Source organism: Mycolicibacterium chitae (assembly GCF_900637205.1).
GTDB classification, from domain to species: domain Bacteria; phylum Actinomycetota; class Actinomycetes; order Mycobacteriales; family Mycobacteriaceae; genus Mycobacterium; species Mycobacterium chitae.
Map to the genome: position 1 here is coordinate 134,897 of NZ_LR134355.1, position 14,727 is coordinate 149,623.

A 14,727-nucleotide genomic window follows, 5' to 3' on the forward strand; every position below is an offset into this window, starting at 1 on the left:
GTGTCGCCCAAGGAGCCGGTGTCGCCCAAGCAGCCGCCGTCGCGGCCCCCGCTGCTCCCGGATTTCCCGCTGCCCGGCTCGGCCCGGATCAGCCTGTGGTGCAGCCTGCTGGTGGTCGCGGTGTTGTTCGGCTGGGGCGCGTGGCGGCGTCGCTGGATCGCCGATGACGGCCTGATCGTCCTGCGCACCATCCGAAACCTGTTGGCGGGCAACGGGCCGGTGTTCAACGCCGGCGAGCGGATCGAGGCCAACACCTCCACGCTGTGGACCTACGTGATGTACCTGGGCGGCCTCCTCGGCGGCCCGGTGCGCCTCGAGTACGTGGCGCTGGCCGTCGCGCTGAGCCTGTCGGTCACCGGCGTGGTGCTGCTCATGCTCGGCGCCGCGCGGCTCTACGCGCCCAGCCTGCGGGGCCGCAGCGCGCTGCTGCTGCCGGCCGGTGCGCTGGTCTACATCGCCATCCCGCCGGCCCGCGACTTCGCGACCTCGGGCCTGGAGAACGGCATGGTGCTGACCTACGTCGGTCTGCTGTGGTGGATGTTGGTCTGCTGGTCGCAGGGGCTGCGCACGCAGCGACGCGCATCGCTGTGGAGCACAGGCGGCCCGGGATTCCTTGGCGCGCTGGCCTTTGTCGCGGGGCTGAGCGTGCTGGTGCGCCCCGAACTCGCGCTGATCGGCGTCGGCGTCCTGCTGCTGTTGTTGCTGACCGCCCGCGACTGGGGCCGGCGGCTGCTGATCGTGGTGGCCGGCGGGCTGGTTCCGGTCGCCTACCAGATCTTCCGGATGGGCTACTACGCGCTGCTGGTGCCCGGCACCGCGGTGGCCAAGGAGGCCTCCGGGTCGCGGTGGGAGCAGGGCTTCCTGTACCTGGCGAACTTCAACAACCCGTACCTGCTGTGGATTCCGGCGGTGCTGCTGATCGCGCTCGGCCTGCTGCTGGTGGCCACCCACACCCGGCCCTGGTGGGTCAACCACGAGGTCATCGGGGAGCACAGCCGACTGGTCCGCACCCTGCAGAGCCCGCCCGCGGTGGTGGCCTTCTTCACCCTCAGCGGTCTGATCCAGGCGGTGTACTGGATCCGCCAGGGTGGCGACTTCATGCACGGCCGGGTGCTGCTGACCCCGCTGTTCTGCATGCTGGCCCCGGTCGCGGTGATCCCGATCGTCAAGCCTGACGGCACCCGATTCTCCAGGGAGGCAGGCTATCTGCTGGCCGGGGCCATGACGGTGCTGTGGGGTTCGGTGGTGGCCTGGGCGCTGTGGGCCGCGAACTCGCCGGGGATGGGTTACGACGCCACCCGGGTCACCTACTCCGGGATCGTCGACGAGCGCGAGTTCTACTCGCAGGCCACCGGCCACGACCATCCGCTGACCGCCGCCGATTATCTGGACTATCCGCGGATGCGCGCGGTGCTGGTGGCGATCCGTAACACTCCCGACGGGGCGCTGCTGCTGCCGTCGGGCAACTACGACCAGTGGGACGTCGTCCCGGCCTACCCGCCGCCGCTGCCCCCGCCGCTTCCCGGCGAGGCGCCGCGCAACCCCGAAACCGTGCCGCACACAGTGTTTTTCACCAACCTCGGCATGCTCGGCATGAATGTGGGTCTCGACGTCCGGGTGCTCGACCAGATCGGCCTGGCCAATCCGCTGGCCATGCACTCCGATCGGCTCGAGGACGGCCGGATCGGCCACGACAAGAACCTCTTCCCGGACTGGGCCGTGGCTGAGGGCCCGTTCCTCAAGGAACCGCCCTACATCCCGGCCTACCTGGACGAGGGTTGGATCCGGCAGGCCGAGGCCGCACTGCAGTGTCCGGCCACCGAGGCCATGCTCAAGTCGATCAGGGAACCGCTGGGCCCGCGCAAGTTCCTGTCCAACGTGCTGCGCGCCTACGACTACACCCAGTACCGCCTCGACCGGGTACCGATGTACGAACTGCGGCGCTGCGGACTCGAGAGCCCGGAGTTGCCCGAACCGCCGTACACGGGCCTGCCGGCCACCGGCCCCTGAGGCGGTCGGTAACGCTTTGTCGACCCGGCAGCGATACCTCTTGGGGGGGGCGCACCGGCGGACCCGCCACGCGCCGTGCCGCGAGCACGCTTTCGGCCACGAACGAACGGATGGATCACGTCTTGACGACGACGTCGCCACGACTGATGACGGCTGCGCGCCGACTGCTGGCCACGATGGCCGCGGTGCTGACCGTTCCCGCGTTGTCGGTGCTGGTCAGTGGCGTTCCGACGGCCGGCGCATTCTCCCGCGCGGGGCTACCCGTGGAGTACCTGTCGGTGTATTCGCCGGCCATGGGCCGCGACATCCAGGTGCAGTTCCAGGGCGGCGGATCCCGCGCGGTCTATCTGCTCGACGGTCTGCGCGCCCAGGACGACTACAGCGGCTGGGACATCAACACCGCGGTCTTCGAGTGGTTCCACGACTCCGGCGTCTCGACCGTGCTCCCGGTGGGTGGACAGTCCAGCTTCTACAGCGACTGGTACTCGCCGTCGAACTTCAACAACCAGACCTACACCTACAAATGGGAGACTTTCCTCACTCGCGAGTTGCCCGCCTACCTGGCCGCCAACCAGGGGGTTTCGCCCAGCGGGAACGCCGTCGTCGGATTGTCGATGTCCGGTGGGGCCGCCCTGATCCTGGCGGCCTACCACCCCGGGCAGTTCCGGTACGCGGCCTCGCTGTCGGGGTTCCTCAACCCGTCGACCCCGTTCATGAAGCAGGCGATCCGGGTGGCGATGCTCGACGCCGGCGGTTACAACGTCGACAACATGTGGGGCCCGCCGTGGAACAAGGCCTGGCAGCGCAACGACCCGGTGGAGCAGGTCCAGACCCTGGTCAACAACGGCACTCGGCTGTGGATCTATTGCGCGCCAGGCGGTTCCACGGATCTCGACGAGAACGCCGATCCGAACCAGGCGCTGAACGCCACGAGTTTGGAGACCCTGGCGATCGGCAGCAACCGGCGCTTCGAAGAGAAGTACGCGGCCGCCGGGGGTACCAACGCGACCTTCGACTTTCCCGCGGCCGGCAACCATTCCTGGGCCTACTGGGGCCAGCAGTTGCAGGCCATGAAGCCAGATCTGATCGCGACGCTCAATGGTTGAGGCAGAAGGAACCGACAAGAGTCGATGGCCATTTCTGTGGTTGACTACACGGGCGCGTGGACACAGTTGTCAGCGGCTCCTGCCGCGATGGGGTTGTCAGTGACGCCGAAATACGTGCGGCTTATCAAAGGATGGGATGGGTAGTTCTATGAAGTTTGTCGAGAAGATGCGCGGTGCGTGGGGGCGCCGCCTCGCAGCCGGAGCCGCCGCAGCGGCCCTGCTGCCCGGTCTGATCGGCTTCGCCGGTTCCACCGCGACCGCCGGGGCGTTCTCCCGGCCGGGTCTGCCGGTGGAATACCTGGATGTGCCGTCGGCCGGAATGGGCCGCGACATCCGTGTCCAGTTCCAGAGCGGCGGCGAGAACTCCCCGGCGGTCTATCTGCTCGACGGCCTGCGCGCGCAGGACGACTTCAACGGCTGGGACATCAACACCGCCGCGTTCGAGTGGTACCACGGCTCCGGCCTGTCGGTCGTGATGCCGGTCGGCGGCCAGTCCAGCTTCTACTCCGACTGGTACAAGCCGGCCTGCGGCAACAACGGCTGCACCACCTACAAGTGGGAGACCTTCCTGACCCAGGAGCTCCCGGCGTACCTGGCCACCAAGGGTGTGGACAACAGCCGCACCGCCGCGGTGGGCCTGTCGATGGCCGGTTCGGCCGCGCTGACCCTGGCGATCTGGCACCCCGGACAGTTCCAGTACGCCGCGTCGCTGTCGGGTTACCTGAACCTGTCCGAGGGCTGGTGGCCCATGCTGGTCAACCTCTCGATGGGTGACGCCGGCGGCTACGACGCCAACGACATGTGGGGCCGTACTCAGGATCCGGACAACGCCTGGGAGCGCAACGACCCGATGGTCAACATCGACCGCCTGGTGGCCAACAACACCCGCATCTGGATCTTCTGCGGTAACGGCAAGCCGGCCGAGGTCAACGGCAACATCGCGGGCAACAACTTCAACGCGAAGTTCCTCGAGAGCTTCACGCTGCGCACCAACAAGACGTTCAAGGACAACTACATCGCTGCCGGCGGCACCAACGGTGTCTTCAACTTCCCGGAGGGCGGCACGCACGACTGGCCGTACTGGGGACAGCAGCTGCAGGCGATGAAGCCGGACATCCAGCGCGTGCTGGGTGCCGTCCCGCAGGACCCGGCCGCGCTCGCCGCCGCCGAGACCGACGCGGCGACCGCTGAGCCGGTCGGCGCGGGCGGCTGACGAACGCCTTCGGAACGGCGGTGGACCTCACGGTCCACCGCCGTTCTGCTGTTCCGGGCGCGCCCGCGATTGTCCGGACCCCGACGCTCGGCGTGCGGTGATGTGATTCACTACGTTGCGGACGGGGCGGCCATCACTACGACAAGGGGCGCACAAAGGTGAGTACGACGGTGAGTAGGACGGCGGTGGGTGCCCCGTTGGTGGGTCCGACCATGTGGGCGGCGATCATGCGCCTGATGTGCGCGGCGGTCCTGGCGGTGGGGCTGTGGGGTGTGGGCACCGCCCACGGCACACCCGGCACCGCGCACGCCGAGGGCGTCGAGTACCTGCAGGTGCCGTCGGCGGCGATGGGCCGCGACATCCCCGTGGCGTTCCAGGCCGGCGGACCGCACGCGGTCTTCCTGCTCGACGCGTTCAACGCCGCCCCCGACGTCTCCAACTGGGTGACCGTCGGCAACGGCATGAACGCCCTGGCGGGCAAGGGCGTCTCGGTCGCCGCGCCGGCCGGCGGCGCGTTCAGCCTCTACACCAACTGGGAGCAGGACGGCAGCAAGCAGTGGGAGACGTTCCTGAGCACGGAACTGCCCGACTGGCTGGCCGCCAACAAGGGCCTGTCGCCCACCGGACACGGCATCGTCGGCGCCGCCCAGGGCGGCACCGCCGCGGTGACGTTGGCCGCCTTCTACCCGAACCGGTTCCGCTACGCGGGCTCGCTGTCGGGCTTCATGAACCCGTCCAACACGTTCCTCAACGGCGCCATCCAGGAGGGCATGATGCGCTTCGGCGGCGCGGACGCCAACCGGATGTGGGGCCCGGCCCAGCTGGGCCGCTGGAAGTGGCACGACCCCACCGTGCACTCGCAGTTGCTGATCGACAACAACACCCGGTTGTGGGTCTACTCGCCCCAGACGCTGACCGCCAGCGACCCCGCGGCGATGATCGGCTACGCCGACCAGGCCCAGGGCAGCAACCGGTCCTTCTACTCGGCCTACCGCGCCAACGGCGGCTCCAACGGCCACTTCGACTTCCCGACCAGTGGCGACCACGGCTGGGGCTCGTGGGCCCCGCAGTTGGGCGCGATGTCCAACGACATCGCCGCAGCAATCGGCTAGCAGTTAGCCGAACGCCCGCGGGCCGGCAGGCCCGCGGGCGCCAGGGCAGGTTCTCGGTAGCCGGTAACGTGGAGTCGTGTTGCAGCGGACCAGGTGGTTTCTCCCAGGGCGGACGCCCTGGCTGACGGCATCGTCGGCGTTGATCGCCGCGACGACCGCCGCCACGGTGTGTGCTTGCTCACCCGGCGAGACCGTGATGACGTCCTCGGTGGCCCCGCAGGATCCCGGCGTCGGTTCGGTGGGCCAGCCGAACACCGACACCCTCGCCACGACGGACGAGCAGCGGGAGTTCCTGGCGGCCCTGACGAAGGCCGGCGTGCACCCGTCAAGTGAGCTCATGGCGCTGTCGATAGGCTCCTACATCTGTCAGGCACATGGTGCGGGGCAAAGCGATCAGGCGGTACGCGATTTCGTACTGCCGCTGATCCGCGGCGACCTGCGCGACGCGCAACCCGACGTTGCGGCTACGGCGATGACCAACCAGGTCGACGCCGTGACGTCTGCCTACATGCGCATCGCAACCGACCGACTCTGCTAGCAGGAGAAGATGGCTCGCACAACCAAGGCCGCTCGTCGCCGTCGGCACCGCATCCTCGGACTGATCGCCGCCGCGGCCGTCGCCGTCGTCATCGCGCTGGTCGTCGCCGTGATCGTGATCATCGTCCGCCGCCCGGAGGCCCCGCCGACCGCGGTGCCGCCCTCGGCCGTCCCGCCGACGTCGGTGGCGCCCGACCGCAAGCCCCGACCCGAGTTCCAGGACGCCAGCTGCCCGGACGTGCAGGCGCTGGTGATCCCGGGGACCTGGGAGTCCTCGCGGGTCGACGACCCGCTGAACCCGACGCAGTTCCCGATGTCGCTGATGCTGAAGGTCAGCCGGCCGCTGCAGGAGCAGTTCAGCCCCGAGCGGTTGCAGGTGTTCACGGTTCCCTACACCGCGCAGTTCCACAATCCGTTCTCCGCCGACGGGCAGATGTCGTACAACGACAGCCGCGCCGAGGGCACCCGGGCCGCGGTCAAGGCGATGACGGACATGAACGAGCGCTGCCCGCTGACGAGCTATGTGCTGATGGGCTTCTCGCAGGGCGCGGTGATTGCCGGTGACCTCGCCAGCGACATCGGCAACGGGCGCGGGCCGGTCGACGAGGACCTGGTGCTCGGTGCGACGCTGATCGCCGACGGCCGCCGCGAGATGGGCGTCGGCAAGGAGATCGGCCCCAACGCCCCGGGCCACGGCGCCGAGATCACCCTGCACGAGGTGCCGATGCTGTCCACGCTGGGCCTGGCGATGACCGGGCCGCGGCCTGGCGGTTTCGGTGCGCTCAACGACCGCACCAACCAGATCTGCGCGGCCGGGGACCTGATCTGCGCGGCGCCCGACGGCGCGTTCAGCATCACCAACCTGCCGCGGACGCTGGAGACCCTGGCCGGTGGGGCCGGTCAGCCGGTGCACGCGCTGTACGCCACCCCGCAGTTCTGGAGTCTGGACGGGCAGCCGGCCACGGAGTGGACGCTGAACTGGGCCCGGGGGCTGATCGAGAACGCCCCGCACCCCAAGCACGGCTAGCGGCGGATCACGAGACGGTCTCGGCCCCGCGAGGAAATTTGTCGTCAGCCCTACCGGCCCGTAACATTAAGAACAGACTAAGAGCTGCGCGGCGTTGATCCCGTGCCTCGGAGCGATCCGACGGGAGTCCCCAGGGCGTCTGTACGATCTGTGAGGTTTGGGGGTCAGCGCCACGCGGTTCGGCCCAGCTCGCCGGTGCGTCATCGGACATGACGCCGCAGCTGACCCGATAGCAGTGTTCGACAGGAGAAATTTATGGCGTTCCACAACCCCTTCATCAAGGACGGGCGGATCGTCTTCCCCGAAAACTCCAGCATCGTCAAACACGTCGAGAAGTGGGCCAAAGTACGCGGTGACAGCCTGGCGTACCGCTTCCTGGATTTCTCCACCGAACGCGACGGGGTCGCCCGCGACCTGACCTGGGCCGAGTTCAGCGCCCGCAACAAGGCGGTGGCCGCGCGGTTGCAGCAGGTCACCGAGCCCGGCGACCGGGTCGCGATCCTGTGCCCGCAGAACCTGGACTATCTGGTGGCGTTCTTCGGCGCGCTGTACGGCGGCCGCATCGCGGTGCCGCTGTTCGATCCGTCCGAGCCCGGCCACGTCGGCCGCCTGCACGCCGTCGTCGATGACTGCGAACCGACTGCCATCCTGACCACCACCGACGCCGCCGAGGGGGTGCGCAAGTTCTTCCGCAGCCGGCCCGCCAAGGAGCGTCCGCGCGTCATCGCCGTCGATGCCATCCCCGACGAGGTCGCCGCCACCTGGGTGCAGCCGCCCGAGCCGGACGAGACCACGATCGCCTATCTGCAGTACACCTCGGGCTCCACCCGGATCCCCACGGGCGTGCAGATCACCCACCTGAACCTGGCCACCAACGTGCTGCAGGTGGTCGAGGGGCTCGACGGCGACGACGGCGACCGCGGCCTGTCCTGGTTGCCGTTCTTCCACGACATGGGCCTGATCACGGCGTTGATCGCGCCGATGCTCGGCTACCGCTTCACGTTCATGACCCCGGCCGCGTTCGTCCGTCGCCCCGAGCGCTGGATCCGCGAGTTGGGCCGCAAGCCCGAGGACACCGGCGGCACCATCTCCGTCGCCCCGAACTTCGCGTTCGACCACGCCGCCGCGCGCGGCGTGCCCAAGGAGGGCTCGGCGCCGCTGGACCTGTCCAACGTCAAGGCCATCCTCAACGGCAGCGAGCCGATCTCGGCGGCCACCGTGCGCCGCTTCAACGAGGCCTTCAGCCCGTTCGGCTTCGACCCCAAGGCCATCAAGCCGTCCTACGGCCTGGCCGAGGCCACGCTGTTCGTCTCGACCACGCCCAGCGCCGACCTGCCCCGGATCATCTCCGTCGACCGTGACGAGCTGAACTCCGGCCGGTTCGTCGAGGTGGCCGACGATTCCCCCAAGGCCGTCGCGCAGGCCGGTGCCGGCAAGGTCGGCATCGGGGAGTGGGCCGTCATCGTCGATGCGGAGACCGCCACCGAGCTGCCCGACGGCCAGATCGGCGAGATCTGGATCAGCGGCCAGAACATGGGCACCGGGTACTGGAACAAGCCCGAGGAGACCCGCGAGACCTTCCAGAACATCCTGAAGTCGCGGACCAACCCGTCGCACGCCGAGGGCGCCGACGACGACGCCACGTGGGTGCGCACCGGCGACTACGGCGCCTACTACGACGGCGAGCTGTTCATCACCGGCCGGGTCAAGGACCTCGTCATCATCGACGGGCGCAACCACTACCCGCAGGATCTGGAGTACTCGGCGCAGGAGGCCAGCAAGGCGCTGCGCACCGGCTACGTCGCGGCCTTCTCGGTGCCGGCCAACCAGCTGCCCGACGAGGTCTTCGAGAATGCCCACTCGGGCCTCAAGCGCGATGCCGACGACAGCTCCGAGCAGCTGGTGATCGTCGCGGAGCGCGCACCGGGTGCGCACAAGCTCGAGATCGGACCCATCACCGACGACATCCGCGCTGCGATCGCGGTCCGGCACGGCGTGACGGTGCGCGATGTGCTGCTCACGGCCGCGGGTGCCATCCCGCGTACCTCGAGCGGCAAGATCGGCCGCCGGGCGTGCCGCGCCGCGTACCTGGACGGAACCCTGCGTGCGGGCAAGGTGGCCAACGCCTTCCCGGACGCGTTGGACTAACAACCGAGGCGAACCAGAACGCGAGCTGAGCTGGGACGCATCCGCCGGGGAGACTCTCCGCCGATAGAAGATGTGAGGCCTTCGATGTCTGAAGACAACGCAAATCCCAACCAGTCGGATCCCGACCACCTCGAGGATCCGGCCGCCGCCGTCCCCGCGCGCACGGACATGTCCGTGCCCGAGATGCGGACCTGGCTGCGGAACTGGGTCGCCAAGGCCACCGGGCAGTCGCCGGAGACCATCAACGAGTCGGCCCCCATGGTCGAACTCGGGCTCTCCTCGCGCGACGCGGTGGCCATGGCCTCCGACATCGAGGACCTGACCGGCACGACGCTGACCGCCACCGTGGCGTTCCGGCACCCGACCATCGAGGCGCTCGCGCAGGTGATCGTCGAGGGCGAACCCGAGGACGAGGCCGGCGCCGGCGACGACGAGGACTGGTCGCGGCCCGCCGAGATCGATCCGGATACCGCCGACATCGCGATCATCGGGGTGGCCACCCGGCTGCCCGGCGACATGAACACCCCCGAGGAGTTGTGGCGCGGCCTGCTCGAGGGCCGCGACGCCATCACCGACCTGCCCGAGGGCCGGTGGGAGGAGTTCCTGTCCGAGCCGCGCATCGCCGAGCGGGTCGCCCGCGCGCGCACCCGCGGCGGCTACCTGTCCGACATCAAGGGTTTCGACGCCGAGTTCTTCGCGCTGTCGAAGATGGAGGCCGACAACATCGATCCGCAGCAGCGGATGGCGCTCGAGCTCACCTGGGAAGCGTTGGAGCACTCCCGGATTCCGGCCTCGAGCCTGCGCGGCGGGCCGGTCGGGGTGTTCGTCGGCAGCTCCAACAACGACTACAGCTTCCTGTCGGTCGCCGATCCGACCACCGCGCATCCCTACGCGATCACCGGTACGACCAGTTCGATCATCGCCAACCGGGTGTCCTACTTCTATGACTTCCGCGGCCCGTCGATGACCATCGACACCGCCTGCTCGAGTTCGCTGGTCGCCATCCACGAGGGCGTGAAGGCGTTGCGCGCCAAGGAAGCCGACGTGGTGGTCGCCGGCGGCGTCAACGCGATGATCACCCCGCTGGTGACCATCGGGTTCGACGAGGTGGGCGGCGTGCTGGCGCCGGACGGCCGGATCAAGTCCTTCTCCGCCGACGCCGACGGCTACGCCCGGTCCGAGGGTGCGGGCATGCTGGTGCTCAAGCGGGTCGCCGACGCGCGCCGCGACGGCGACGAGATCCTGGCGGTCATCGCCGGCAGCGCGGTCAACCACGACGGCCGCTCCAACGGCCTGCTGGCGCCGAACCCCGACGCGCAGGCCGAGGTGCTGCGCAAGGCCTACAAGGACGCCGGCGTCGACCCGCGCACCGTCGACTACATCGAGGCGCACGGCACCGGCACCATCCTGGGTGACCCGATCGAGGCCGACGCGCTGGGCCGGGTCGTCGGCAAGGGCCGCCCCGCGGATCAGCCGGCGCTGCTGGGTGCGGTGAAATCCAATGTGGGACACCTGGAGTCGGCAGCCGGCGCGGCCAGCATGGCGAAGATGGCGCTGTCGATCTACCACGACAAGATCCCGCCGTCGATCAACTACGCCGGGCCCAACCCCTACATCGACTTCGACAAGGAACGGCTCAAGGTCGCCGACACCGTCACCGAGTGGCCCCGCTACAGCGGACACAAGATCGCCGGCGTCTCCGGCTTCGGTTTCGGCGGCGCCAACGCGCACGTCGTGGTCCGCGAGGTGCTGCCCTCGGATCTGGTGGAACCCGAACCGGTTCCGGAGGCTCAGCCGGACAAGCCCGCCGACTCCGACGCCGACGCGGTGTATGTCGGTGGGGTCCGGATGGACGAGTACGGCGAGTTCATCTCCGACGACGACTCGAACCTCGGCGACGACGCGTTCTACGGCCGCGACACCGACGACGACCACGAACTGCCGGGGTTGACCGACGAGGCGCTGCGCCTGCTGGAGGTGGCCCGCGAGGAGCTGGCCGCCGCCGAGGCCGACGAACCCATCAAACCCATTGTCCCGCTGGCTGTCTCGGCATTCCTGACCTCGCGCAAGCGGGCGACGGCCACCGAGCTCGCCGACTGGCTGGACAGCGAAGAGGGGCGGGCCACCCCGCTGGAGGCCATCGGCCGCTCCCTGTCGCGGCGCAACCACGGCCGCTCCCGCGCGGTGATCCTGGCCCACGACCACGACGAGGCGATCAAGGGGCTGCGCGCCCTGGCCGACGGCAAGCAGAGCCCGCTGGTGCTCGCGGCCGACGGCCCGGTGACCAACGGCCCGGTCTGGGTGCTGGCCGGCTTCGGTGCCCAGCACCGCAAGATGGGCAAGAGTCTGTACCTGCGCAACGAGACCTTCGCCGCGTGGATCGACAAGGTCGACGCCCTGGTGCAGGACGAGCTGGGGTACTCGGTCGTCGAGCTCATCCTCGACGACTCGCAGGACTACGGCATCGAGACCACGCAGGTGGTCATCTTCGCCATCCAGGTGGCGCTCGGCGAGCTGCTCAAGCACCACGGCGCGAAACCCACTGCGCTGGTCGGGCAATCGCTGGGCGAGGCGGCCGCGGCCTACTTCTCCGGCGGACTGAGCCTGGCCGATGCGACCCGCACCATCTGTTCGCGTTCGCACCTGATGGGCGAGGGCGAGGCGATGCTGTTCGGCGAGTACATCCGGCTGATGGCGCTGGTGGAGTACTCCGCCGACGAGATCAAGACGGTGTTCTCCGACTTCCCGGACCTCGAGGTGTGCGTCTACGCGGCGCCGACCCAGACCGTCATCGGCGGCCCGCCCGAACAGGTGGACGCGATCATCGCGCGCGCCGAGTCGGAGGGGAAGTTCGCCCGCAAGTTCCAGACCAAGGGCGCCAGCCACACCCAGCAGATGGATCCGCTGCTCGGTGAGCTGGCCGCCGAGCTGGTCGGCATCGAGCCGCAGCCGCTGCAGACCGCGTACTTCTCCACCGTGCACGAGGGGCAGTTGATCCGGGCCGGCGCCGAGCCGATCCACGATGTCGAGTACTGGAAGAAGGGGCTGCGGCACAGCGTCTACTTCACCCACGGCGTCCGCAATGCCGTCGACAACGGCCACACCACGTTCCTGGAGTTGGCGCCGAATCCGGTGGCGCTCATGCAGGTCGGCCTGACCACCGCAGCGGCCGGGCTGCACGACGCCCAGCTGATCCCGACGCTGGCGCGCAAGCAGGACGAGGTCGACTCGATGACCGTGGCGATGGCGAACCTGTTCGTCCACGGCCACGATCTGGACTTCCGCACGCTGTTCCCGCTCCCGTCGGAGCGTCCGGTGGATCCGGCGATCGACTACGCGAACATCCCCCCGACCCGGTTCCGCCGCAAGCCGCACTGGCTCGAGGCGCGCTTCACCGGTGACAGCTCGCTGATCATGCCGGGCAACCATGTCGCCACCCCGGACGGGCGGCACATCTGGGAGTTCGCGCCGAAGGGTGCGGCCGATCTGGCCGGCCTGGTGAAAGCCGCTGCCGCGCAGGTGCTCCCGGACGCCACGTTGACCGCCGCCGAGCAGCGCGCCATCCCGGCCGAGGGCTCCCGCCTGGTCACCACCCTGACCCGGCACCCCGGCGGCGCCACGGTGCAGGTGCACGCGCGCATCGGCGAGTCCTTCACGCTGGTCTACGACGCGGTCGTCAGCCGCGCCGGTCAGGCCGGCACGCTGCCGGCCGCGGCTGCCGCGGGCGCCGTCGTCGCGCAGCCGGCGGGCACCGAACTGGCGCCCGGGCAGGTCGAGCAGCCGCAACTCGCCGGCGGACTCGGCGACGTCGTCGAGGCCGAGATCCTCAGCGACAACCTGACCCAGGGCGCGAACCTGGGCGCGGGCTTCGCCAAGTGGAGCCCGGACTCCGGCGAGAGCGTCGGCGACCGGTTGGCCGCGATCGTCGGCGGCGCCATGGGTTATGAGCCCGAGGATCTGCCCCGCGAGGTCCCTCTGATCGAGCTGGGGCTGGATTCGCTGATGGCGGTGCGCATCAAGAACCGCGTCGAGTACGACTTCGACCTGCCGCCGATCCAGCTGCAGGCCGTGCGCGACGCGAACCTGTACAACGTCGAGCAGCTGATCATCTACGCGATCGAGAACCGCGACGAGGTGGCCCAGCTGCACGAGTTCCAGCAGACCGCGAGCCCCGAGGAGTTCGCCAAGGCGCAGGCCGAGCTGCTGGGCGGGGCGAGCACGGCCGCCGAGATCGAGGAGCGGCTGGCCGAGGTGCAGGCCCAGGCCGACGGTGCGGCCCCGACCGAGGTGCAGGCCCAGGCCCCCGCCGAGGCCGACGAGCTCAACGCCAAGGCCGCCGAGACCGCCGCGACCATCCCGCCGCCGCCGACAGACCCGGCCGGCCCGGGTGCGGTGCCGCCCCCGCCCCCGCCGTCGGATCCGAGTGGGCCGGGCAAGGCCACCGCCGCGGCCGCCGCCGCCAAGGTGCTCACGCAGGAGGCGGTCACCGAGGCGCTCGGCGCCGACGTGCCTCCCCGCGACGCCGCGGAGCGCGTCACCTTCGCCACCTGGGCGATCGTCACCAAGAAGTCCCCGGGCGGCATCTTCAACGAGCTGCCCGCCCTGGACGACGAGACCGCGGCCAAGCTGGCCGAGCGGCTGACCGAGCGCGCCGAGGGCGCCATCAGCGTCGAGGACGTCAGGTCGGCCACGACCATCGAGGAACTCGCGACCGTGGTCCGCGAGCAGCTCGAGGAGGGCGTGGTCGACGGGTTCGTCCGCACCCTGCGGGCGCCGAAGGAGGGCAGCTCGGCCGTTCCGCTGTTCGTCTTCCACCCCGCCGGCGGATCGACGGTGGTCTACGAGCCGCTGATGAAGCGGCTGCCGGCGGACACCCCGGTGTACGGCATCGAACGCGTCGAAGGCGCCATCGAGGAGCGGGCCGCCGAGTACGTGCCCAAGCTGATGGAGCTGCACCAGGGCCCGTTCATCCTGGCCGGCTGGTCGCTGGGCGGTGCGCTGGCCTATGCGTGCGCCATCGGCCTCGAGCGGGCCGGCGCCGACGTCGAGTTCGTCGGCCTGATCGACCTCGCGCTGCCGGGAGAGCCGATCGACCAGAGCAAGGAGGGTATGCGGGCCCGGTGGGATCGCTACGCCCTGTTCGCCCAGCGCACGTTCAACGTCGAGATCCCCGAGATCCCGTACGAGGAGCTGGAGCAGCTCGACGACGAGGGCCAGGTGAAGTTCGTCCTGGATGCGATCAAGGAAAGCGGGGTGCAGATCCCGGGCGGCATCATCGAGCATCAGCGCACGTCGTACCTGGATCAGCGTGCCTTGGCCACCATCGAGGTCCAGCCCTATGACGGCCACGTCACGCTGTATCTGGCCGACCGCTACCACGACGACGCGATTGTCTTCGAGCCCGCCTACGCGACCCGCAAGCCCGACGGCGGCTGGGGGGAGTACGTCAAGGATCTCGAGGTGGTACCCATCGGCGGCGAGCACATTCAGGCCATCGACGAGCCCTACATCGCTAAGGTCGGGGCACATATGAGCCAGGCGATCACCGCGATCCAGGCCCAGCAGGACAAGTGA

The 14,727-nt window shown here is 69.4% G+C and carries 8 protein-coding genes; all 8 read left to right on the forward strand.

Going from position 1 to position 14,727, the window contains the following annotated elements; all coding sequences use genetic code 11:
- The 8 genes from aftB to pks13 all read left to right on the forward strand — a co-directional run bounded on the left by aftB (window position 1) and on the right by pks13 (window position 14,727).
- On the forward strand, window positions 1-2,010 hold the full coding sequence (gene aftB / locus EL338_RS00655; protein WP_435404914.1) for a terminal beta-(1->2)-arabinofuranosyltransferase: 2,010 nt from the start codon (window positions 1-3) through the stop codon (window positions 2,008-2,010).
- Window positions 2,011-2,156: 146 nt separating this feature from the next.
- A complete protein-coding gene (locus EL338_RS00660; protein ID WP_435404915.1) occupies window positions 2,157-3,116 on the forward strand; it encodes an alpha/beta hydrolase in 960 nt (319 codons plus the stop codon).
- A gap of 148 nt (window positions 3,117-3,264) precedes the next feature.
- Window positions 3,265-4,329: an esterase family protein gene (locus EL338_RS00665; RefSeq protein ID WP_126331989.1), complete on the forward strand. Its 1,065-nt coding sequence runs from the start codon at window positions 3,265-3,267 to the stop codon at window positions 4,327-4,329.
- Window positions 4,330-4,541: 212 nt separating this feature from the next.
- Complete coding sequence (locus EL338_RS00670; protein ID WP_126336595.1) at window positions 4,542-5,441, forward strand: alpha/beta hydrolase-fold protein; 900 nt, start codon at window positions 4,542-4,544, stop codon at window positions 5,439-5,441.
- Between the two features lie 76 nt (window positions 5,442-5,517).
- A complete protein-coding gene (locus EL338_RS00675) occupies window positions 5,518-5,979 on the forward strand; it encodes a DUF732 domain-containing protein (RefSeq protein WP_235666323.1) in 462 nt (153 codons plus the stop codon).
- Between the two features lie 9 nt (window positions 5,980-5,988).
- Window positions 5,989-7,005, forward strand: a complete 1,017-nt coding sequence (gene culp6 / locus EL338_RS00680) for a carboxylesterase Culp6 (protein ID WP_126331990.1) — start codon at window positions 5,989-5,991, stop codon at window positions 7,003-7,005.
- Between the two features lie 255 nt (window positions 7,006-7,260).
- Window positions 7,261-9,153, forward strand: a complete 1,893-nt coding sequence (fadD32, locus tag EL338_RS00685) for a long-chain-fatty-acid--AMP ligase FadD32 (protein WP_126331991.1) — start codon at window positions 7,261-7,263, stop codon at window positions 9,151-9,153.
- Between the two features lie 84 nt (window positions 9,154-9,237).
- Complete coding sequence (gene pks13 / locus EL338_RS00690) at window positions 9,238-14,727, forward strand: polyketide synthase Pks13 (protein ID WP_163791958.1); 5,490 nt, start codon at window positions 9,238-9,240, stop codon at window positions 14,725-14,727.

Bases quoted from the DNA above. Each gene is read 5' to 3' on its own strand.
- EL338_RS00660 (WP_435404915.1), top strand. From the start codon at position 2,157: ATGACGGCTGCGCGCCGACTGCTGGCCACGATGGCCGCGGTGCTGACC.
- fadD32 (WP_126331991.1), top strand. From the start codon at position 7,261: ATGGCGTTCCACAACCCCTTCATCAAGGACGGGCGGATCGTCTTCCCC.
- pks13 (WP_163791958.1), top strand. From the start codon at position 9,238: ATGTCTGAAGACAACGCAAATCCCAACCAGTCGGATCCCGACCACCTC.
- EL338_RS00670 (WP_126336595.1), top strand. From the start codon at position 4,542: ATGTGGGCGGCGATCATGCGCCTGATGTGCGCGGCGGTCCTGGCGGTG.
- culp6 (WP_126331990.1), top strand. From the start codon at position 5,989: ATGGCTCGCACAACCAAGGCCGCTCGTCGCCGTCGGCACCGCATCCTC.
- EL338_RS00665 (WP_126331989.1), top strand. From the start codon at position 3,265: ATGAAGTTTGTCGAGAAGATGCGCGGTGCGTGGGGGCGCCGCCTCGCA.